Source organism: Leucobacter faecis (assembly GCF_054456695.2).
In genome coordinates this window covers 337,135-357,970 of the sequence record NZ_JBTJER020000003.1, presented here as the reverse complement: position 1 = coordinate 357,970, position 20,836 = coordinate 337,135, and the positions used below count along the sequence as shown (strand labels likewise).

The 20,836-nt window shown below is 66.9% G+C and carries 22 protein-coding genes; 7 read left to right on the top strand and 15 right to left on the bottom strand.

The window, feature by feature from the left end; translation table 11 throughout:
* Positions 1 to 585: 585 nt before the first annotated feature.
* From pheT to ACXR2W_RS05315, 4 genes are all read right to left on the bottom strand, one after another.
* A complete protein-coding gene (gene pheT, locus ACXR2W_RS05330) occupies positions 586 to 3,177 on the bottom strand; it encodes a phenylalanine--tRNA ligase subunit beta (RefSeq protein ID WP_458814339.1) in 2,592 nt (863 codons plus the stop codon).
* The gene (pheS, locus tag ACXR2W_RS05325) at positions 3,177 to 4,241 is read right to left on the bottom strand and encodes a phenylalanine--tRNA ligase subunit alpha (protein ID WP_458814337.1); all 1,065 of its coding nucleotides are present in this window, start codon (positions 4,239 to 4,241) and stop codon (positions 3,177 to 3,179) included. Before pheS ends, pheT begins: the two co-directional genes overlap by 1 nt.
* Before the next feature lie 72 nt (positions 4,242 to 4,313).
* Entirely contained in the window at positions 4,314 to 6,386 is a 2,073-nt protein-coding gene (locus ACXR2W_RS05320; RefSeq protein ID WP_458814335.1) for a 5-oxoprolinase subunit B/C family protein, read from the bottom strand.
* Positions 6,387 to 6,417: 31 nt separating this feature from the next.
* Complete coding sequence (locus tag ACXR2W_RS05315; RefSeq protein WP_458814333.1) at positions 6,418 to 7,167, bottom strand: LamB/YcsF family protein; 750 nt, start codon at positions 7,165 to 7,167, stop codon at positions 6,418 to 6,420.
* An 80-nt stretch (positions 7,168 to 7,247) separates the two neighbouring features.
* Here ACXR2W_RS05315 and ACXR2W_RS05310 point away from each other — a divergent pair, with 80 nt between their 5' ends.
* The 4 genes from ACXR2W_RS05310 to ACXR2W_RS05295 all read left to right on the top strand — a co-directional run bounded on the left by ACXR2W_RS05310 (position 7,248) and on the right by ACXR2W_RS05295 (position 10,587).
* Positions 7,248 to 7,895 (top strand): hypothetical protein, encoded by a 648-nt coding sequence (locus tag ACXR2W_RS05310; protein WP_458814331.1) that lies wholly within the window; start codon positions 7,248 to 7,250, stop codon positions 7,893 to 7,895.
* A gap of 91 nt (positions 7,896 to 7,986) precedes the next feature.
* Complete coding sequence (locus tag ACXR2W_RS05305) at positions 7,987 to 8,802, top strand: copper resistance CopC family protein (RefSeq protein ID WP_458814329.1); 816 nt, start codon at positions 7,987 to 7,989, stop codon at positions 8,800 to 8,802.
* Positions 8,802 to 9,365 (top strand): copper chaperone PCu(A)C, encoded by a 564-nt coding sequence (locus ACXR2W_RS05300; RefSeq protein ID WP_458814327.1) that lies wholly within the window; start codon positions 8,802 to 8,804, stop codon positions 9,363 to 9,365. Before ACXR2W_RS05305 ends, ACXR2W_RS05300 begins: the two co-directional genes overlap by 1 nt.
* Positions 9,346 to 10,587, top strand: coding sequence for a Dyp-type peroxidase (locus tag ACXR2W_RS05295; RefSeq protein ID WP_458814325.1), 1,242 nt, complete (start codon positions 9,346 to 9,348; stop codon positions 10,585 to 10,587). The genes ACXR2W_RS05300 and ACXR2W_RS05295 overlap by 20 nt, the downstream gene beginning before the upstream one ends.
* A 268-nt stretch (positions 10,588 to 10,855) precedes the next feature.
* Here ACXR2W_RS05295 and ACXR2W_RS05290 read toward each other — a convergent pair whose 3' ends face one another.
* The 4 genes from ACXR2W_RS05290 to infC form a co-directional block, all read right to left on the bottom strand.
* Entirely contained in the window at positions 10,856 to 11,665 is an 810-nt protein-coding gene (locus ACXR2W_RS05290; protein WP_458814323.1) for a TrmH family RNA methyltransferase, read from the bottom strand.
* A 144-nt stretch (positions 11,666 to 11,809) separates the two neighbouring features.
* Positions 11,810 to 12,193: a 50S ribosomal protein L20 gene (rplT, locus tag ACXR2W_RS05285; protein ID WP_458814321.1), complete on the bottom strand. Its 384-nt coding sequence runs from the start codon at positions 12,191 to 12,193 to the stop codon at positions 11,810 to 11,812.
* A 50-nt stretch (positions 12,194 to 12,243) separates the two neighbouring features.
* Positions 12,244 to 12,438, bottom strand: coding sequence for a 50S ribosomal protein L35 (rpmI, locus tag ACXR2W_RS05280; protein WP_458814319.1), 195 nt, complete (start codon positions 12,436 to 12,438; stop codon positions 12,244 to 12,246).
* Positions 12,439 to 12,506: 68 nt separating this feature from the next.
* Positions 12,507 to 13,136: a translation initiation factor IF-3 gene (gene infC, locus ACXR2W_RS05275; RefSeq protein WP_458814317.1), complete on the bottom strand. Its 630-nt coding sequence runs from the start codon at positions 13,134 to 13,136 to the stop codon at positions 12,507 to 12,509.
* A gap of 192 nt (positions 13,137 to 13,328) precedes the next feature.
* Here infC and ACXR2W_RS05270 point away from each other — a divergent pair, with 192 nt between their 5' ends.
* Genes ACXR2W_RS05270 through ACXR2W_RS05260 form a run of 3 tightly spaced genes read left to right on the top strand, consistent with a single transcriptional unit; the run spans position 13,329 to position 14,746 of the window.
* Positions 13,329 to 13,694, top strand: a complete 366-nt coding sequence (locus ACXR2W_RS05270; RefSeq protein WP_458814315.1) for a DUF1844 domain-containing protein — start codon at positions 13,329 to 13,331, stop codon at positions 13,692 to 13,694.
* A complete protein-coding gene (locus ACXR2W_RS05265) occupies positions 13,684 to 14,427 on the top strand; it encodes an AzlC family ABC transporter permease (protein ID WP_458814353.1) in 744 nt (247 codons plus the stop codon). The genes ACXR2W_RS05270 and ACXR2W_RS05265 overlap by 11 nt, the downstream gene beginning before the upstream one ends.
* A complete protein-coding gene (locus ACXR2W_RS05260) occupies positions 14,420 to 14,746 on the top strand; it encodes a branched-chain amino acid transporter permease (protein WP_458814314.1) in 327 nt (108 codons plus the stop codon). Before ACXR2W_RS05265 ends, ACXR2W_RS05260 begins: the two co-directional genes overlap by 8 nt.
* Positions 14,747 to 14,983: 237 nt before the next feature.
* Here the strand turns inward: ACXR2W_RS05260 and ACXR2W_RS05255 are convergent, their stop codons facing one another.
* From ACXR2W_RS05255 to hisB, 7 genes are all read right to left on the bottom strand, one after another.
* Positions 14,984 to 16,042 carry an aldo/keto reductase gene (locus ACXR2W_RS05255; RefSeq protein WP_458814313.1) on the bottom strand — a complete coding sequence of 353 codons (1,059 nt, stop codon included), beginning with the start codon at positions 16,040 to 16,042 and terminating at the stop codon, positions 14,984 to 14,986.
* A gap of 9 nt (positions 16,043 to 16,051) precedes the next feature.
* The gene (locus ACXR2W_RS05250) at positions 16,052 to 16,201 is read right to left on the bottom strand and encodes a MetS family NSS transporter small subunit (protein WP_458814312.1); all 150 of its coding nucleotides are present in this window, start codon (positions 16,199 to 16,201) and stop codon (positions 16,052 to 16,054) included.
* The gene (locus tag ACXR2W_RS05245; RefSeq protein ID WP_458814310.1) at positions 16,198 to 17,793 is read right to left on the bottom strand and encodes a sodium-dependent transporter; all 1,596 of its coding nucleotides are present in this window, start codon (positions 17,791 to 17,793) and stop codon (positions 16,198 to 16,200) included. The genes ACXR2W_RS05250 and ACXR2W_RS05245 overlap by 4 nt, the downstream gene beginning before the upstream one ends.
* A 67-nt stretch (positions 17,794 to 17,860) precedes the next feature.
* Positions 17,861 to 18,769, bottom strand: a complete 909-nt coding sequence (locus ACXR2W_RS05240; protein WP_458814308.1) for an SseB family protein — start codon at positions 18,767 to 18,769, stop codon at positions 17,861 to 17,863.
* Positions 18,770 to 18,784: 15 nt separating this feature from the next.
* Positions 18,785 to 19,531, bottom strand: coding sequence for a bifunctional 1-(5-phosphoribosyl)-5-((5-phosphoribosylamino)methylideneamino)imidazole-4-carboxamide isomerase/phosphoribosylanthranilate isomerase PriA (gene priA / locus ACXR2W_RS05235; RefSeq protein WP_458814306.1), 747 nt, complete (start codon positions 19,529 to 19,531; stop codon positions 18,785 to 18,787).
* Positions 19,532 to 19,588: 57 nt separating this feature from the next.
* Positions 19,589 to 20,221 carry an imidazole glycerol phosphate synthase subunit HisH gene (gene hisH, locus ACXR2W_RS05230; RefSeq protein ID WP_458814304.1) on the bottom strand — a complete coding sequence of 211 codons (633 nt, stop codon included), beginning with the start codon at positions 20,219 to 20,221 and terminating at the stop codon, positions 19,589 to 19,591.
* Complete coding sequence (gene hisB / locus ACXR2W_RS05225) at positions 20,218 to 20,826, bottom strand: imidazoleglycerol-phosphate dehydratase HisB (protein ID WP_458814302.1); 609 nt, start codon at positions 20,824 to 20,826, stop codon at positions 20,218 to 20,220. Before hisB ends, hisH begins: the two co-directional genes overlap by 4 nt.
* Between the last annotated feature and the right edge of the window lie 10 nt (positions 20,827 to 20,836).

The following is a 20,836-nucleotide window of genomic DNA, read 5'->3' as shown; positions in this document are numbered from 1 at the left end:
CTCACCAGACAATAACTGCGCTTCAGCGGGCGGTGCTCAACCGGAATACTGGCGGTGCTCAGAAGTCCGAATACTCACTCCATTGTCTCCATTGGGGATAATGCCTCTATTTGGTGGGCTTGTCGGGTGTTCCCGGTTCTCCCTCGATTTTTTGCCGTTGATGGCACCCTGTGCCAGCGCGAGCGCGGCAGCGGAGCGCAACCGTAGTGACGAACCCGCACGGCCGAGCGCAGCGAGAGACGGGCGCGAGCGTTGCGTCAAGGGAGGCCGCGCAGCGGGTGGCCGGGCGGATGCGTGAAGCAGAGCGGTCGCCATGCTGCCGAAGGCATCAACGGCAATATATTGGGCGCTTGCGCCTGCTGCGGCTGGCTTGCCGGCCGTCGTCATGTTCGGTCCGCTCCGTCGGCTCAAACTGGGGACGCGCTCACGCGGCATGACAGCAGACGGCGGGATTGCGCTGCTTAACGGGCATGCATTGACGCACAGAAATAAACGGGACGAAAGTCCACCGACGGCAAGACCCGGGAGCTCCCCTCCCCTGCGTATACAGAGGCGAGAACTGCCCGGGTCTTTGAAAGACAGCGTCTAGTCGCGCAGGTGCGCGCCGAACGCGAGCTCGGCCGCGGCGACGCCCGCGAGCTTTGCCTCGCTCGCTTCTTCAGCCTTCAGCGTGCGGTCGGTCGCACGGAAGAGCAGCGCGAAGGTCAGCGCCTTCTGCCCCTCGTCGACGCCCTGGCCGCGGTAATCGTCGACCACGTGCGCCGACTCGAGCAGCTCACCCGCACCCGCGGTAACTACGGCGAGCACGTCACCGGCGGGCACATCGGCCGCGACCACGAGCGTGAGATCCTGCGTTGCCGCGGGGTAGGTCGACAGCTGAGCGGTCTCGGGCACGCGCGGGGCAAGCTCGATCACGCGCTCAAGGTCGAGTTCAAACGCGACCGCACGGCCTGGCAGGTGGTGCCCCGCGACGAGCTCGGGCAGCAGCTCGCCAGCAACGCCGACAACCTCGAGCCCACCGTCTTCGCCGTCGGCGTCGACATGCACGCGCACCGACAGTTCGGCGGTGCGGCCCGGGTGGAACGCGCGATGCGCCCCCTGCGTCACTACGAGCTCCGCCGAAACCGCCTGCGCGACCTCGCGGGCGGCGTCAAGCGCGTCTGCCCAGTCGTACTCGCGCGCGGCCTCGCCCGGCTGCTTGGCAACGACGTCGCCCAGCAACAGCCCGGCAGCACGGCGCGGCTGCACAGGAATCGACGCGTCAAGCGCTGCGAGCGTCTCGTCAGACGGACGCTCGCCAAGCGGCGGCACTTCATCGGTGCCGAGCACGGCATCACCCGTCATCGGCTCAAACACCGAACCGAACTCGACGATCGCAAGGTCGGTGATACCACGCGACACGCTGCGCTGAGCAGCGGTCACAAGGCCCGGCAGCAGCGAGCGACGCAAGAACGGCGTCTGCCCGTCGAGCGGGTTTGCGAGCCGGATCGCGTCGACCGCAGCGGGCCCGTCAGAACCAGCGTCTGCAGTGTTCTCGGCGCCCGCACCAAATGCATCGAGCTGCGCGCGCGACACGAACGGGTAGCTCTGCACCTCGTCGAGACCGGCGGCGGTGATCGTGTTGGCTGCGCGGCGGCGCAGGCGCTGCTCACGCGTAAGGCCGCGGCCCGCGGGGGCTACGGGCAGCACCGACGGGATCCGGTCGTAGCCGACGATGCGGGCGATCTCTTCGATCAGGTCAGCGGGGCGCGCAAGGTCCGAGCGCCAGCTCGGCGCAGTAACGACGAGCTCACGCTCGGTGGCTCCAGCAGCAACCGTGCAGCCGATCGTCTCGAGCGCTGCACGCGATTCTTCGTCGGTGTAGTCCGCGCCCATCAGACCGTTGACGCGCTCAAGCGGCAGCGTCACCGCGACGGGCTCCCACGGAGCCACAATCTCGCCCCCGAGCGCGTCGGCCGTGCCACCTGCAAGCGACACGAGCAGGTCGACCATGCGCTGCGCGGCAGCGGCCGCAACGCGCGGGTCGACGCCGCGTTCGAAGCGCTTCGATGCTTCGCTCGGCAGCTTGTGGCGGCGCGAGGAGCGTGCGATCGATACGGGGTCGAACGTCGCGGCTTCGACGAGCACATCAACTGTCGTGTCGTCGGTCTTGGTGGACTGGCCGCCCATGACACCGGCGAGGCCGATCACGCCCGACTCGTCGGCGATCACGAGGTCCTCGGCGTGCAGAGCGCGCTCCTGCTCGTCAAGTGTCACGAGCGTTTCGCCCGCTGCGGCGCGGCGCACCGTGATGCCGCCCGCCACCTTCGCGAGGTCGTAGGCGTGCAACGGCTGACCGAGCTCCATCATCACGTAGTTCGAAATGTCGACGGGCAGCGACAGCGCACGCACACCGGCGAGCTGCAGGCGGGCCACCATCCACGCGGGCGTGGGGCGGGTCGCATCGATGCCGCGCACGACGCGGGTGACGAAGCCAGTTGCGCCGACGCGACCACGAATGGGCGCCTCGTCGGCCAGCGATACCGAGAACCCCGAGGCGGGGGCGACCGTTACGGCCGCCGCCGGGTCCGCAAACGCTGCGCCGGTTGCATGCGAGTACTCGCGGGCTACACCGCGCACCGAGAACGCGTAGCCGCGATCCGGAGTCACATTGATCTCGACGGCCGTGTCAGAAAGACCCAGCAGCGCCTTCGCGTCGGCGCCCACCTCGGGGTCGAGGCCGAGCGTGCCGAGCACGATGATGCCGTCGTGCTCGTCGCCGAGCGAGAGCTCGCGGGCCGAAGCGATCATGCCGTCAGAGACGTGACCGTACGTCTGGCGAGCCGATATCTCGAAGCCGCCAGGCAGCACGGCGCCGGGCAGCGAGACTACGACCTTGTCGCCGGGGCCAAAGTTGTGGGCGCCGCACACGATACCGCGCACGTCTTCGCCGCCATCGGCTGCGAGAGCGCCGGGGGCAGCGACGCGCACCTGGCACCAGTTGATCGTCTTGCCGTTCGAGTGCTCTTCGGGCTCTGCAGAGAGCACCTCGCCGACGACGACGGGGCCGGTCACGTCAAAGCGCCGAATCGACTCCTCTTCGAAGCCCACGCGCACGAGATCGGCGTGCACCTGCTCGGGGGTCGTGCCCTCGGGGAGCGTGACGAATTCGCCCAGCCAGCTGAGTGAAACGCGCATTAGACCAGTCCTCCGAACTGACGGTTGAAGCGTACATCGCCCTCAACCATGTCTCTCATATCGTTGATGTCGTGGCGGAACTGGAGCGTGCGCTCAATGCCCATGCCAAACGCAAAACCCTGGTATTCCTCGGGGTCGATGCCCGCGGCGGCAAGCACCTTGGGATCGACCATGCCGCAGCCACCCCACTCGACCCAGCGCGCGCCGCCCTTGGCGTTCGGCTGCCACACGTCCATCTCGGCCGACGGCTCGGTGAACGGGAAGAAATTGGGGCGCAGGCGAATCTTTGCCTCTTCGCCAAACATTTGGCGTGCGAAGTGCTCGAGCGTGCCGCGCAGGTGCGCCATGGTGAGGCCGCGATCGATCGCGATGCCCTCGATCTGGCTGAACACGGGCGTGTGGGTCGCGTCGAGCTCGTCGGTGCGGAACGTGCGGCCCGGAGCCACCACGTACACGGGCAGCTCGCGGCCGAGCAGCGACCGGATCTGCACGGGCGAGGTGTGCGTGCGCATCAGCAGGTGGCGGTCTGCGGGCTCCACGAAGAACGTGTCTTGCATCGCGCGCGCCGGGTGGTCGGGGTCAAAGCCCAGGGCGTCAAAGTTAAACCACTCGTGCTCGAGTTCGGGGCCCTCTGCGATCTCCCAGCCCATGCCAATAAACACGTCGGCGGCCTCGTCTTGCAGCTGCGCAAGCGGGTGACGATTGCCGGTGCGGCGGCGCGTGGGCGCTGCCGTCACGTCGACGGTCTCTGCCACGAGACGCGCTGCGGCCTCGGCGGCAGCAACCTCGGCCTCGCGAGCCTTGTACGCGCCCTCGACGCGGCCACGGGCCTGGCCCATGATCTTGCCGGTCGCGGCCTTCTCTGATTTGGGCACCTGACGCATGAGCGCGTTCAGCTGCGCGATGGCTGAGCCTTCGCCCGAGTGCTGCGCGCGGGCAGCCTTCAGCTCGGCAACGCTGCCCGCCGCCGCAAACGCTGCGAGGGCACCTGCGACCGCGGCATCTGCCGCTTCTTGGGTGATCGGATTCGACTCCGCTGGCCTATTCGATTCGCTCTCTGACACGAGATCCCATCTTAGTCGGTGCGGCTGGGCTCTGTGGCCTGCTGTGCTTTGTCGCCTGCTGCGCTGCGCTGGTTACCCGCTGTTCCGGATCGCCCGCACGATTCCCGCGATGAACTCGCGGGCTGCGTCGGCATGAGCGAGGTCTGCGGCAAACGCCAGGTCAATCGCGGCGGCGAGCGCGCCGGGCATCGTCACGCTGTGGCGCCTGCCGTCGATCTCGAACGTGCAGGTGACCCGCGCAGGGTGCGGCTGCGCGACTTTGGCAACTTGGGCGGCGGGCCATGTTCCCGTCTCAGAGGCGGCGTCAGCGCTCACGATCGCGAATCGCACGGGGGCCCCGGGCGCGAGCTGCCCTGCCCTGTCGAGGTCGTCGTCGATCACTACGGCAATGACCGGGTAACCGCCGGTGACTGGGTGATCAGCCAGAAACAGCACGGGTTCACCGCCCGGCGGCACCTGCAGCGCGCCGCGCACCATGCCTTCACTCGGCAGCTCAGCGGGTGCCGCGTCGTCAGTTTGTGCGGCTCGTCGCTCGAGCGCAGGCCCGGTGAGGCGCGCCCCGACCCGGTTGGACTGTGCACCCACCGTCCATGTTGCCTCGGTGAGCGTGCGCAGCGATTCCTCATCAAACCAGTCGTCGCGCGGCCCGGCGAGCACGCGCAGAACGGGCACCGCTGGCTGGTCAGGCTGCCCTGACCTCGCTGGGAGCTCGGCTTGCCCAGGGGACTTCGTGTGCTCGCTACCCGCAGACTGTTCAACTACATCGACCGCTACGGCCGGCCTGTGGCAGTCGAGGGGTCTCTCGACCACCTCACCCACGCCAATCTGGGTGCCCTGAGCGAGCGGCGCGGGCCCGATGCCCGAGAGTGTGTCGGTGGCCTGGCTCCCCAGCCACCCCTGCCGCTGCGCGCCGTTTGTCTGTGTGCCGTCTGCCTGTGTGTCCACTGTCTCTGTGCCCTCTGCAGGCTCGACGCCACCTTCCGGTGTGACTACCCCGAGCACCCCGCCGCGCACCGCGAGGTAATCGCGCATGCCAGGGCCAACGTGCGCCAGGGTAAGCCGCTGCCCGGGGTGCACAGCGACCGGAGTGCCCGCGAGAACGGTGCGGCGCTCCCCCGCTTCGTGAACCTCCAGGCTCACGGCGGTCCCCGCGATGGCTACCGTCGACGGGCGTTCCACCTTCAGTTCAAGCCCGCCCACGAGAATTTCGAGGCTGGCCGCGCCCGCAGGGTTTTCGACTGCCGCGTTGGCGCGGGCAAGCGCCGAGCGGTCCATGGCTCCTGACTCGGTCACTCCGACCGCACGGTACCCCGGTCGGCCGCCGTCTTGGATCAAGGTTTGAGTGCCGGGGCGCACGACAGTAAACGCCGCGGCGGCGCCAGCGGCGCCACCACCAGCATCACCAGCATCGCTACCGCTCACCCGCACCAGATCGCGCACCGCACGAAACTCGACGGTGTCGCCCGGTCGCACGAGCGCGGGCTCCGCGCGTTCAAGCTCCCACATCGGCGCAGCAGTGCGGCCGATGAGCTGCCACCCACCGGGCGAGCCGGCAGGGTAGACCGCCGAGAACTCCCCCGCGAGCGCCACCGCGCCCGCTTCAACCCGTGCACGCGGCGCATCAAGCCGGGGCAGGCGATACGGCCAATTATCGGCGGTGAGGTACATGAACCCCGGCGCAAAGCCACCAAACGCTGCCCGCCACGAGGCGTTCGTGTGCGCGGCGGCGAGCGCTTCACCACTCGCACCGACAAGTGCTGCAGCGAGAGCCAGGTCTTCGCCGTCGTAGACGACATCGATCGTGACGTGCGCGGCACGGTGCCCGATGCTGTGCCCGGTGCTGTGTGCTGCGCCGTGCACGGCCTCGCTTGCTGCGCCGTGCTCTGAACTGCTCGCTGCGGCATCAGCGCTGCGCCCCACTTCCCCGCTCTCGGCCCACGCGAGCACGCCCTTCGTAGCGTGCCAGTCTGCGCAGACGACCAGAACAGTGCGGGCAGCGGGCACGACTTCGGTGACCCCGTGCAACCGCGCGACGAGAGCAGCGACCTCGGCAACCTCGGCAACCGCAGCAGCACCAGCACCAGCAGCACCAGCGGAAGCGCCCGTCATACCAGCGCACTCGATCAGCACGGCCCGATCCCCCATGAGTCGCGCCTTAAAGCGCTCGTGTTTCATGTCACACACAGGCCCGCACCGTCACACCCGCGCGTTCAAGCTCCGCGCGTATCTCGCCCGCAAGCAGCACCGCGCCGGGGCTGTCGCCGTGCAAGCAAATGCTCTCGGCTGGCACCTCGATCTCGACACCGCCTACGGCGATAACGGTGCCCGTCTGGGCGATCCGGAGCGCCTGCGCGATCGCCTCGTCGCGCCCCAGCAGTGCGCCCGGTTCTGAGCGGGGCACGAGCGTGCCGTCGGGCCGGTAGCCGCGATCGGCGAAGCCTTCGCCGATCGCGCGCACGCCCGCGTCGGCTGCGAGCTGCACGGTGCGCGAAGACGCCTGCACCATGAGCGGCAGCCCCGTCGCGACGGCGGCGCGCACGACCGCGAGCGCCTGCGCCTCGTGCTGTGCGAGCGCGTTGTAGAGCGCGCCGTGCGGCTTGATGTAGCGCACCTCGGCGCCGACCGTTGCCGCGAGCGCACGCACCGCGCCCACCTGATAGATCGTCTCGGCTTCGAGCACACCGGGGTCGTAGTCGATGAAGCGGCGGCCAAAGCCAGCCGCATCGCGGTATCCGGGATGTGCACCGATCGTGACTCTGTTCTCTGCGGCGATGCGGCAGGTGTGGAGAATACCCGCCGGGTCACCCGCGTGAAACCCGCAGGCGACGTTAGCGCTTGTCACCTGCGCAAGAATGGCGGCGTCGGCTGCGATCCCGTCGCGGCCGGTCGCTTCGCCGAGGTCGGCGTTCAAATCAATTGCGGGCATAGCAGGTCTCCTTCACCGGTATCCCCGAGGCTACCCGACACTTCGCAGCTGCCCGAGCGCGGCGCCGATAGACTGGGCGCATGCAGAGCATGATGGCACGGCGCCTGGCCGCTGCCCCCATGAGTCGCGGCGAGCGCACGGTGCGCGGCGCCGCGGTTGCTGGTGCCGCGACACTCACCGCCGCTGCCTCGCACGCGCTCGCGGGCGGCGAAGTCACGCTCTTCTCCGTCGTCGCGACAGCGATTCTCGCTCTGCCGCTGAGCACGGCGCTCGCGCACCGACGGCTCGGCCTCTCGCGCCTCACGCTCGCCGTGACGGCCGCCCAGTTCGTCTACCACTGGTGTTTTGCGGGCTTGGGCCTCCTAACGCCCGGCACACCTGACACCCTGCGCCCGCCCGCCCCACTGCACGCGGCGCACCTCGCTCAGATGCAAAACTTCGTGCCGGATCTCGCGGCGGCTGGCGCCGCCGACACCGCGATGTGGGTGGGTCACGCGCTCGGCGCGCTCATCACCATCGCGCTGATGCACCGCGGCGAGCGGGCCGCACGCGCCCTCGCCCGGCTCGTGGGGCGCGCGCTACCGCTGAGCCGCCCCGCTGCGGTAACAGTGCCGCGCACGGCACGCGCAGTGTGCACACCCGGGGTGCTGGAGCTGCCGCAGCCGGTGTTCTTCGCCGTGATCTCGCACCGCGGGCCGCCCGCGTTCGATGACGCGCCGTTCTCTTAACTTTTAATATTCTTAGCGCCACGCGGCAGTGTGCCCTGGCGCGCTACCCGGCCCCTGCATGTCAGACGGCCGGAGAAATTTGGAGACCCCCTTGTCTCAGCAGTACTCAGTCGTACCCACCACTCCCGTAACAGCGCTGCCGGCTGCCGCCGCACCGCAGGCAGCATCGCATGCCGCGTCGCGGGCCGCACGCCCACCTCGCCGTCTATTGGCGCTGATGGGAGCAACGCTTGCGACCGCCGCGCTCGCACTCGGTGCCATGGCTTTTGGACCGGCGAGCCCCGCCCTCGCACACGACCAGCTCGTCGGCTCAGAAGTGGTCGAGAGTGCCGACGGCACGGCCGAGGCCGTGCGCCTCTCGTTTAGTAACAGCGTGATCGAAGTGGGCACCGAGTTTGTGCTCACTGGCCCGGGCGGCGCTGACGCCCGCGGCGGCGAGCCCGAGATCGACGGCCCCGACGTCACACAGCCCATCAAGCAGGGACTCGAAGCGGGCGATTACGCGGGCGCCTGGCGCGTTGTATCGAGTGACGGCCACCCCATCGACGGCGTCTTCACCCTGACTGTTGAAGCTGACGGCTCGGCCACGCTCGGCGAAGGCGCGCCCGAGACGGCCCCAGCTGGTACCACGGACACCGCCAGCGCTGCAGACACCGCAGGCGACGGTGCGGCGGGCGAGGCCGCAGGTGTGGCAAGCGGCGCACCCGTCGGTGCGCTGATCGGCGTGGGCGCCGCTGCCGTCGCGGTTGTCGCGGTCGTCGTGATGCTGACAGTGCGCCGCCGCGAGCGCGCCGCTGCCTTCGGTGGGACTCACACGGCCGCTGGCGACACCGCTGGCACCGACACTGGTACCGACACTGGTGCCGACACAAACACGGGCACCAACACCAACGGGGGTGCACTGTAATGCGCCGCCAACTTTCACTCACGCTCACATCGGCCGCGTTCGTCGCGGCGCTCGCCCTCACTGGATGCTCGACCGGCGAAGGCACCGCGACCGGTGCGGCGGCCCAGCAGCAGACCGAGCAGCAGAGCAAACACACGACAGGCAGCGCCGCCACCGGGCTGACCCTCGATGCTGGCTGGGCGAAGGCCGCAGACGGCATGAGCGGCGTGTTTGGCACACTCCACAACCCCACCGACACCGACGTAACGCTCGTATCCGCCACAAGCTCCGTGGCAGACGTGGTCGAACTGCATGAGTCGGTCACTTCGGGGGCAAGTGCCACGATGCGCGAGGTCGACGGCGGTTTCACTGTGCCCGCAGGCGGCACCTTCGAGCTTGTGCCCGGCGGCAACCACATCATGCTGATGGAGCTCGCCGCGGCTCTCTTGCCCGGCGACGAGGTGCCCGTCACGCTCACCTTCGACGACGGTTCTACCGTCGAGGTCACCGTGCTCGCAAAGAGCTACGCGGGGGCAGAGGAGAACTACGAGGGCGACACCGAAGATGCGCACGCAGAACACTGACGTCGCTTCAAACACTCAGCCCGCGCGGCTGAGCCGGCGCGCCCTCCTCACGGGGGGCGCGACCGGCGCCGCCCTCGGTGTCGGCGCGACGCTCGCGGCATCGCTCGGCGCGCGAGCGTTCGCCACCGATCCGGATCATGCCGTGCCCGCTGCCGCCGAAGCAGGCTTTGGCGGTGAGTACCTGGCCTGTCACGGCCCGCACCAGGCCGGAGTCGTCACCGATCACACGGCGCACACCCGCTACGTCGCGTACACGCTGCGACCCGAGACCGACCGTGCCGCACTCGAGCGCATGTTTCGGGTGGTGACCGGAGACATCGAGGCGCTCACGCAGGGTGTGGCCCCCATGGCGGACTCGGAGCCCGAGCTCGCCGAGCGGCCTGCCTGCCTCACGATCACCGTGGGCGTGGGGCCCGCGCTCGTCGACCGCGTCGACCAGATGCGCAGGCCCGAGTGGCTCGCTCCGCTGCCGGCGTTCTCGCTCGATCAGCTGGGCAACGGGTATGACGGCGGTGATTTAGTGCTGCTCGTGCAGGCCGACGACCCGCTCGCGGTCGCGCACGCGTGCCGCATGCTCGACCGCGACCTCTGGTCGTTCGCGACGCGGGCGTGGGTGCAGCAGGGGTTTAGGCAGGCGCGCGGTGCAGAGAAGCCGGGCGCCACAATGCGCAACCTTATGGGGCAGGTCGACGGCACCGTGAACCCGGCCCCCACCGACGACGACTTTGCGTCGCTCGTGTGGCTACCGGAGGGAGCCGGGTGGCTTGCGGGTGGTTCGGCGCTCGTGCTGCGGCGGATCCGCATGGAGCTCGACACGTGGGACATGGTCGACCGCCCCGGGCGCGAGCAGACGATCGGCCGCACGCTGTCAGACGGGGCTCCCCTTACCGGCGGCACCGAGCACACGCCCATCGATTTCGACGCGAAGACGGGGTCTGGGTTGCCCGTGATTCCGAGCTACGCGCACGCGCGCCGGGCGCACTCGACCGACCCCGCCGAGCGCATCTACCGGCGCGCCGTGAACTACGACACGGGCGACGAGGCCGGGCTGCTGTTTGCCTGCTTTCAGCGCAACCCGCTGCGGCAGTTTGTGCCCATTCAAGAGAGGCTCGACGAACTCGACCTGCTCAACGAGTGGGTCACTCACACGGGGTCTGCCGTGTTTGCGATCCTCCCGGGGTTTGAGCCGGGCGAGATGCTGGGGGCGTCACTGCTCGCGTAGGCCCTAATCCCGTCGTCCTGCACGAGCGCAGCGAGTTGCAGGATCCAGGCTTTTCGAAAACTGGATTCAGCGACTCCTGCGTCGCGCAGAATGACGAGACAGGGGCAGCGTCGCAGCTCGCGGCAAAACGCTTCGCGTTTTGCTCTACGCCCGCCTGCCGCCGTGTGCGGCACCGCAGCTCGCGACAAAACGCTTCGCGTTTTGCTCTATGCTCGCCTGCCGCCGTGTGCGGCACCGCAGCTCGCGACAAAACGCTTCGCGTTTTGCTCTATGCTCGCTGCGCAAACGCGGTCTCGTAGAGCAGCACGCTCGCGGCGGTCGCGAGGTTGAGGGACTCGGCTCTGCCATAGATGGGCAGCTTCAACGCGCGGCCGATCGATTCACGATCGGCCGCGGTGAGGCCGCGCGCCTCATTGCCAAACACCCAGGCCACGGGCCCCGCCAGCACCCCTTCGGCCCGAGCCTCGAGCAGGTCACCGCCGCGCACATCGGCCGCAATCGGGGTTACGCCCGCACGCCCCGCCGCCGCGAGCACATCGGCCAGCGTCGGCGCCACAGCGACGGGCAGGTGAAACAGTGACCCCGTCGTCGAGCGCACGACCTTCGGGTGAAACGGGTCAATTGACTCCCCCGCGAACACGACGGCGTCTGCGCCCGCGGCGTCAGCCGCCCGCAGCACAGCACCGGCGTTACCCGGGTCGCGCACCTCGTGCATCACCGCGACGAGCCGCGCCCCCGCAAAGACATCGTCAAGCGACGATTCCCAGGTGCGCGCGACGGCCACCACGCCCTGCGGGTGCACCGTCTCACACATGGTCGCGAGCACCTCATCGGTCACGCGTTCAAGGACAACACCGGCGCCTGAGGCGAGCGCATCAATCTCGTTCTGCCACGATTCTGCACCCAGCGTGGCGTACACCACGTCAGCGCGCTCTGGCGAGTGCGCGAGGAGCTCCCGCACCGCCTGCGGTCCCTCAACAATGAACCGCCCTTGAGCAAGCCGTTCCTTCTTGCGAGAGAGAGCCGCCGCACGCTTCACACGGGTGGCCTTGGGGTTCGAGAGAATCGCGTCGTTCACCCAACTAGCCTATGCCACCTCGCATAACGCCGGCACCGCACCCCGAGCACAGACATCCACCGAGCACAAACCCCGAGCACAAAACCCCGAGCACAGAAAACCCCCGCCCTCAAAAGAGAGCGGGGGTTTCATGCAAAGAGCGAGTTACGCAGCCTTCGGAGCCGAGGTGTCGGCGGGGAGGGCATTCTTCGCAACCTCGACGAGCGTGGCGAATGCCTTGGGCTCGTTGGTCGCCAGCTCTGAGAGCATGCGGCGGTCAACCTCAACGCCAGCGATCGCGAGACCCTGGATGAAGCGGTTGTAGGTCAGGCCGTTCGCACGTGCACCAGCGTTGATGCGCTGGATCCACAGGCGACGGAACTCGCCCTTCTTCTTGCGGCGGTCGTTGAAGGCGTACTCGTACGAGTGAACGAGCTGTTCCTTCGCCTTGCGGTACAGGCGTGAACGCTGCCCGCGGTAGCCCTCGGCGCGCTCAAGGATTACGCGACGCTTCTTGTGGGCGTTGACGGCCCGCTTTACTCTTGCCATTTCAGTTCTTCCTTACAAAAATTCTCAGATGAAAGCTATGCGCTCGTGGCTTAGTGGCCGAGGAGCTTCATTGCCTGCTTGGCGTCACCCTTGGAGAGGATCTGGTCATCTCCGAGGCGGCGCTTGCGGCGTGAGGACTTAACCTCGAGGTTGTGGCGCAGGCCGGCGCGCTGCTTCTTGAGCTTGCCCGATCCGGTCAGCTTGAAGCGCTTCTTAGCACCCGAGTGGGTCTTCTGCTTAGGCATCAATTTCTCCTTGATTGTGTGCGCGCCCGAGGGCCGCGTCTTTGTACGGCGTCTAAGACACCGAAGCTTTAGTCGTCCGCGGGCTTTTCAGCCTTGCGGCTGGCCTTTTCTTCGGCGCGGCGGGCGTTCTGCTCTGCCTTTGCCTCGGACTTGTTCTTGTGCGGCGCAATCACCATCACCATGTTGCGGCCGTCGATGCGGGGGTTTGACTCCACCGCACCAAACTCGACAACTGCCTCGGCGAACTGCTGCAGCAGACGCACGCCCATCTCGGGACGCGACTGCTCACGGCCACGGAACAGGATCATGGCCTTAACCTTGTCGCCCTGCTCGAGGAAGCCAATTGCACGCTTCGTCTTCGTTTCGTAGTCGTGCTTGTCGATCTTCAGACGGAAGCGCACCTCTTTAAGTACGGTGTTCGCCTGGTTACGACGAGCTTCCTTCTGCTTCTGGGCCGCCTCGTACTTGTACTTGCCGAAGTCCATGATCTTTGCCACGGGAGGCTTAGAGTTCGGGGCAACCTCGACGAGATCGAGATCGGCGTCGGCCGCTAGGCGTAGCGCAGTATCAATCGGCACGACACCGACCTGCTCGCCACTGGGACCAACCAGTCGCACCTCGGGGACGCGGATTCTGTCATTCGTACGGGGATCGCTGATCGCCGGCTCCTCTACTCTCGATGATGGGGACTTCGTCATGAAGCATCGGAGGAGGATTCGGGGTCGCGCATGCACGTTCCCACACCCTGAAAGCTGCCGTAAGGCGGGGTGTCAACTACCCGGTAACCTAGTTGTGGTGCCGGGTGGGAGTATCTCCTCTTCCGATATCTCGGCGCGAGCCGAGAACCGAATAAATCTTAGCACAGAATCAGATTCAACAGTCAGGACAGCATGAGCGAGCAGACCACAGACCTCCCCGAGCACGACGAAAGCGTGACTCAAGCTACGCGAGACATCGCAGATGTCGCGGCTGTTGAGGTCATCACCACCGCTTGCGTTCACCTGCTGAGCGCCGCCGCCGTCAAGGTGGGCCTCGCAGACGACCCCGAGAACCAGATCGATCTCGACGAGGCCCGCAAGCTCATCAACGCTCTCGCGGGCCTTATTACCGCAGCGGCGCCCGAGATCAGCGACATGCACGCGCGCAGCCTGCGCGACGGCCTGCGCTCGGTGCAGCTCGCGTTCCGCGAGGCCTCACCGATTCCCGACGCGATCGGTCAGGGCCCCGGCGAGAAGTACACGGGCCCTGTCAACTAACCCGCCCCGTCGAGCGGGCACCGCGGCCGGCCTCCGGGACTCCCTGGGGGTCGGCCTCGGCATCTTTCCGCTCGGCATCGCACTCGGGATCTTGGTCATCCAAGCGGGGCTCCCCTGGTGGCTCGCGCCCGCTCTGTCGATCGGCATCTTCGCCGGATCAGTGGAGCTACTGCTCGTGAGCATGCTCGCGGCCGCCACCCCGCTCGTCACGATCGCGGCCACGGTGTTCGCCGTGAACTTTCGGCACGTGTTCTATGCGTTCTCGTTTCCTATTGGCCGCGTGCGCCCGGGGCTTCCCCGTGCTTACTCGGTATACGCGATGATCGACGAGGCGTACGCCACCTACGTGCTCATGGATCCGGATCGCCTCAGCTCGGCCCGCATGCTCACCGGGCAGCTCGCCATGCAGTTCTACTGGGTGCTCGGTGGCCTCGTCGGCGTCGTCATCGCGGGCGCACTGCCCGCGCCCATCGAAGGTTTCGAGTTCGCGCTCGTGGCGCTTTTCGTCGTCATGTCGATGGACGCGGTCAGGGGTCGCCGCGAGCTGCCGTCGGCCCTGCTCGCCTGCGTAGCGGTCGCCGCTGCCATGCTGATTTCGGGCGGTAGCGAGCTGCTGGTCGCGCTAATTATTTACTCGGGGCTGCTCGGCGTGCGATACCTGCTGGGCAAGCGTGCAGCTCCAGCCGGCGACGCTTCAACGAACGACACCGACGGAGGAGGCGATCGTGCCTAGCACCGGCTACCTCATTGCGGGCGTCGTCGTCGCGGGAGCCATCACGCTCGCGCTGCGCGCACTCCCCTTCGCTGCCCTCAAGCCCCTGCGCAAGTCGAAGTTTGTGCAGGCGCTCGGGCAGTGGATGCCCGCGGGGATCCTCGTGATCCTTGCCATTGTCGTGCTGCGCGATCAGCTCGCCTCACAGCAGGGCCGGGTGTGGCCCGTGCTCGTCGCGACGGCGGTCACGATCGTCGTGCACCTACTGTCGAAGCGCCGCGCGCTCGTAAGCATCGCGGCGGGCACCGCCTGCTATGTGCTGCTGCTGAACTTTTTGTGAGGGTGGATTCTGCGATCGGCTTCGCCGCCGCAGAATGACGGGGTAGAAGGCCGCCGCAGAATGACGGGGTAGAAGGCCTCGCAGAATGACGTGGTAGAAGGCCCCGCAGAATGACGGGGGCGCAGCGCAACACCCCACCCGTCATCCTGCGGGAGCTTGCGACTCGCAGGATCCATACGTCTGGATTCTGCGACTCCTTCGTCGCGCAGAATGACGGGGGCGCAGTCGCGCGCGCCGCTAGAGCATGACGGGCACGTCGCCGCCCTGGCGCGCGTCGCGCCACAGGTCGACGTTGACGTCTACTCCGTCGAGGATCCGCTCGATCTCGGTGATCTCGTCGGGGGTGAGCTCGAGCCTAGCCAGGGACCGCCAGTTCTCGTCGAGCTGCGACACTCGGCTGGCCCCCACGACGAGGCTCGAGACGCGTTCGTCGCGCAGCGCCCACACGAGCGCCAGCTGCGCGAGCGACTGACCGCGATTGTCGGCCACCGCCGCGAGCGCGCGCAGGCGATCCCGCAGTTCGTCGGTCAGCGCCTCGTTGCTAAATGAGCTCGGGCCGGCACCGCGCGCGCCCGCGGGAATCCCGCCCAAGTACTTGTTCGTAAGCATGCCCTGCGCGAGCGCGGTGAACCCAATGATGCCAAAGCCCTCGTCTGCGGCGACGTCGAGCAGCCCCTCGGTCTCGATCCACCGGTTCAGCATGTTGTACGACGGCTGGTGGATCGTGATGGGCGTGCCCAGTTCACGCATCAGTTGCGAAAGCGTGCGGCTCGCCTCAGCGCCGTAAGACGACATACCGATGTAGTGGGCACGGCCCGTGCGCACGATGTGGTCCAGGGCCCGGGCCGTCTCTTCGAGCGGAACCCGGGGATCCGGCCGGTGCGTGTAAAACACATCGACGCACTCGACACCGAGCCGCTCGAGCGAGCGATCGAGGCTCGTGATGAGGTGCTTACGGCTCGCGCCGGCGCCGTGGTGCCCCGGCCACATATCCCAGCCAGCCTTCGTCGAGATCAAGACCTCGTCGCGGTGAGCGGCGAGATCGCTCGCGAGAATCTGCCCGAAGTTGCGCTCGGCCGCGCCGTACGGGGGGCCGTAGTTGTTGGCGAGATCGAAGTGGTAGATGCCGCGGTCGAACGCGCCGGTGATGATCTCGCGCTGCGTGTCACGCGCGCGATCATCACCGAAGTTCTGCCACAGGCCGAGCGACAGGAGTGGCAGGTGCAGCCCGCTTCTGCCGACTCGGCGCACCTCGGTGCGCTGCGTGTACGGGCGATCGTCGTCGATGAGGCTCATGGAACGAGCCTACTCGACATGTTCGCCCGGTGCGTCGTCACCGCCCGCGGGGTATTCAGCGACCTCGGTCTGCCGCGACAGGAAGATCGCGCTCGCGATCAGGCCGCCCCAGATCACCACGAGGGCGATCACGAGAAACAGGGTTGCAATGGGAGTCATCGTGCGCCGCCTTCGGTTTTGGAGTTCTTCGCGGGCCCGCCCAATGCGCGTTCGCCGGGCACGTGCGGCCAGGGCGCAAAGCGGTCTGGGTTGTATCGCCACGGGCTCAGGGTGAGCAGCGCCGAAGCGATGATCATCACCGCGACCGAGCCCCAGCCGACGATAAGCAGGTAGCCCGAGTCGTAGCCGCTGTAGGGTTCGTTGATGAGCCCCACGATCGTCGCGATCAGCATGTAGCCGAGCACGATCGGGCCCACCACCGAGACAAAGAACAGCCACACGCGGCCGACCTTGAACGTCGATAGCACGCTCAAGTGCCCCGACAGTTCGGTGCCGGCGCGGCGAATCCACAGCACGGTGATCGTCATCACGACGGCCGAGCCGACGATGCCAACCTCGTTCGCCCACTTATCGATTGTGTCGAGGGCGGTGAGGCCTGAGGTGGTGCCAAACAGGATCACCGAGATCACGGCGAGCACGCCACCAATACCGAAGGTCGCCTGCTTACGGGTGAGGTTGAACTTGTCCATGACACCCGCGAGGATCACCTCCATGATGGAGATCAGCGAAGTGAGGCCCGCCAGCACGAGCGCGCCGAAGAACAGGGCACCAAACATTTGGCCGCCCGGCATCTCGCTCGCGATAGCGGGGAACGTCATGAATGCGAGCCCCACACCGGCCATACCGTCGAGTTCGCCGACGCTCACGCCCTGCTGAAACGCGAAGAAGCCGAGCGTCGCAAACACGCCAATGCCCGCGAGAATCTCGAACGACGAGTTCGCAAATGCGACCACGAGGCCGGGGGCCGTGAGGTTTGAACGGCGCTTGCGGTACGAGGCGTACGTCATCATGATGCCAAACGCGACCGACAGCGAGAAGAAGATCTGGCTGTAGGCGGCGACCCACACGGCGGGGTCAGCGAGCGCAGCGAAGTCGGGCGTGAACAGGGCGTTCAGCCCGTCGACCGCACCGGGGAGAAACAGTGCACGCACAACGAGAATGATGAACCCCACGATCAAGAGAGGAATCGCGATCATGTTGAGGCGTTGCACGCCCTTGACCACGCCTGCTCCCAGAACGACGAGTGCGACGAGCCACATGATGACGAGCGGAATCAGCACCGCCGGCACGAAGGTCATGGTGAACGGTGACTCGGCCAACTGCAGGTAGTCGCCCGTAAAGAACCCGGCCGCGTCGTCGCCCCACTTCAGGTCAAACGAGAACACGAAGTAGCTCGACGCCCAGGCCAGCACGGCGGTGTAGTAGATCGCGATGAACACGCAGATCATCACCTGGAACCAGCCGATCCCCTCGCCAAATTTACCGGCAAGTCGCCTCAGCGCGAGCGGCGCCGAGCCTCGGAATCGGTGTCCAATGGCGTAGTCGAGAAACAGAATCGGAATGCCCGCGGTGAGCAAAGCAACGATGTATGGAATGAGAAAAGCACCACCGCCGTTCTCGTAGGCGACCCCCGGGAATCGCCAAATGTTACCGAGACCAACGGCCGAACCGATCGCCGAAACGATGAATCCGAGTTGGCCGGTCCACTCCGCGCGCTGCGGTGCGCGCGGAGTCGTAGATGTTTGCGCCACGTGAAAGCTCCTTCACCGGGTAACCCGGTATTTAGTACCCCGTGAGCGTAGCACTTTCTACGTGCCGCTAAGCGCGCGGCGCCTGCGCGAGGATCGGCTGCACGCGCAGCGAATCGACGCGCTCGGCAATCACCTCTTGCGCCGCCCACCGCGCCCCGAGGCGACCCAAAAGCGCCTCAAGCTCTGGGCGGGCGAGTTCGCGAGAGATCCGGATCCTGACATCGACCTCGGGGGCGGCGAGCGTGCCGGCGAGATCTGCCGGGGCGATCCACACCCGCGCGACATCGGGCTCGTCGGCAGCCGAGGCTTCGAAAGCGGCCGAGACTTCAGCGTCGGCCCAGGCCGGTACGTAGCGTTCGGCAAGCGCGAGGGCCGCGATCGCGGGCCGGCGCACACCGTACGTGAGCCCTGGGCTGCCGGCATCGAGGATGAGCAGGTCGTGCTCCTCCTGCGCGGCGGCGACCGCGGCCTGCGGCCCCGGCACCGGGATGGGCCTCGCGGTGTCGTTCCAGGCGGTCATCGCCGCGACCGAGCTGAAGATGGGCAGCACGGTGCGGCCGTCGGGGGCCGCGACCGCAACGATTGAGAGCTCCTGCGACTTCTCGACCGTTTTGCCCTCTGGAGTCACGCCAATGTCGCCCGCTTCTGCGAGCATCGGCACGAGCACGCGCGCGGTGCCCAGCGCCGCGATCACGTCGGCGTGGGCGCCCGCGAGCCTGCCCACCGCCTCCCAGTGTGTTTCTGCAGTCGTAGCTGCGGCGGCCTCTGCGGCCGCCTTGCGTAGTGCGGTCACGGCTTCGGTGAGGTGGGCAGGTGCCGCTCCGTCATCACCCTCGAACGCGGTTTCGTGATGATCAAACGTTCTTCCCTCCCACGGAAACCCCGCGGAGTCAGCAGCGCCACCCGGCACAAGACTTTCGGGCACCCCCGTCGACCTCGGGGCGTCACCGGTGGAGGGAAGTCGTTTAATCGCCATGTTTACTGCGGCTTTCTACTTCGAAGCGACGTCGAGCGCCGCGGGCAGCGTGAACGCGCCATCGTAGAGCGCCTTGCCGATAATCGCGCCTTCAACGCCGTGCGGCACAAGCTCGCGCAGCGCGACGAGGTCGTCCAGGCTCGAGATGCCACCCGATGCGACAACGGGGCGGTCGGTGCGCTTACACACTTCACCCAAAAGTTCGACGTTAGGGCCGCGCATGGTGCCGTCTTTGGTGACGTCGGTGACCACGTAGCGGGGGCAACCAGCGTCTTCGAGGCGCTCGAGCACGTCCCAGATATTGCCGGCCTCCTGGGTCCAGCCGCGCGTAGCAACGACTTCGCCGCGCACATCGAGCCCCACGGCGATCTTCTCGCCGTGGCGGGCGATGACAGCGCGGGTCCACTCGGGGTTCTCGAGCGCTGCCGTGCCGAGGTTTACGCGGCTCGCGCCCATCTCGAGGGCTGCTTCGAGGCTGGCGTCGTCGCGAATACCGCCCGAGAACTCGATCTTCACTCTGCCCGCGCGGCGCATGATCTTCTTCGCCACCGACACGTTAGAGCCGCGCCCAAATGCCGCATCGAGGTCGACGAGGTGAATCCACTCGGCGCCCTGGTCGATCCAGTCCATCGCCGCGTCAACGGGGCTGCCGTAGTTCGTCTCGGTGCCGGCCTCGCCCTGTGTGAGGCGCACCGCCTTGCCGTCAACCATGTCGATGGCGGGAAGCAGCTGAAGCCCGGGACTATTGGCAAACTCGGTCATCTCGAATGTCTCCTCGTGAGTGGTGTGTCGTGTGTGGTGTGCGCCACGGCGCAAGAGTTATAGCGTGGCAATCCAGTTGCGCAGCAGCTGGATGCCAGCCTCCCCCGACTTTTCGGGGTGAAACTGGGTGGTGCTGAGGGGTCCATTTTCGACGGCGGCGACAAATCGTTCGCCGTGTTCACCCCAGGTCACGCGCGGCCTGGTCGATTCACCGCGCCCCTCGATCGACCACTCGGTCGCGGCGCAGCTGTGCACAAAATAGAACCGTTCATGACGAATGCCGCGAAAGAGCACCGAGTCTTCGGGCGCTTCGACCGTGTTCCATCCCATGTGGGGCAGCAGGTCTGCGCGCAGCTCGTGCACGGTCTCGGGCCATTGATCGAGGCCCTCGGTGTCTTCGCCACGCTCGATGCCACGCGCGAACATCACCTGGTGCCCGACACAGATGCCAAGCACCGGTCGGCCCCCCGCGAGCCTGCGTTCAATCATTTCGTCGCCGCGCACTGCGCGCAGCTGCTGCATGACCGCGCCAAAGGCGCCCACTCCCGGCACAAGCAGGCCATCTGCTTCTGCCACCAGCTTCGGGTCACGCGAGAGTGTCACGTCTGCCCCGGCGGCCGCGAGTGCCTTCACCGCGGAGTGCACGTTGCCTGAGCCGTAGTCGAGTACGACCACGCGCTTGCGTGTCACAGAGCACCCTTCGTGGACGGAATCCCCTTCACGAGGGGATCTTTCGCTTTTGCGACGCGGAAGGCGCGCGCAAAAGCTTTGAACTCAGCCTCTGCGATGTGGTGCGGGTCACGGCCCTCAATGAGCTTGATGTGCGCGGTGAGGCGCGCGTTGAGCACGAGTGCTTCGAAGAAGTGCCGCACCATCGAACCCGTGTAGTGCCCACCGATCAGGTGAAATTCGAAACCGGCCGGCTCACCCGAGTGCACGAGGTACGGGCGCCCTGAAATATCAACGACCGCCTGTGCGAGTGCTTCGTCGAGCGGCACGAGCGCGTCGCCATAGCGCGAGATGCCGCTTTTGTCACCGAGCGCTTCAAGCAGCGCCTGACCCAGCAAGATGCCGGTGTCTTCGACGGTGTGGTGAACATCGATGTGCACGTCACCCGTTGCTCGCACCGTGAGATCGGTGAGCGAGTGCCGCGCGAACGCGGTGAGCATGTGATCGAAGAAGGGAACACCGGTTTCGACATCGGCTTCGCCGGTGCCATCAAGGTTGACTGAGACGGTAATCTGCGATTCGCTCGTGACACGCTCGAGCGACGCTGTTCGTGATGCTGCGGACATACTCCCCAGT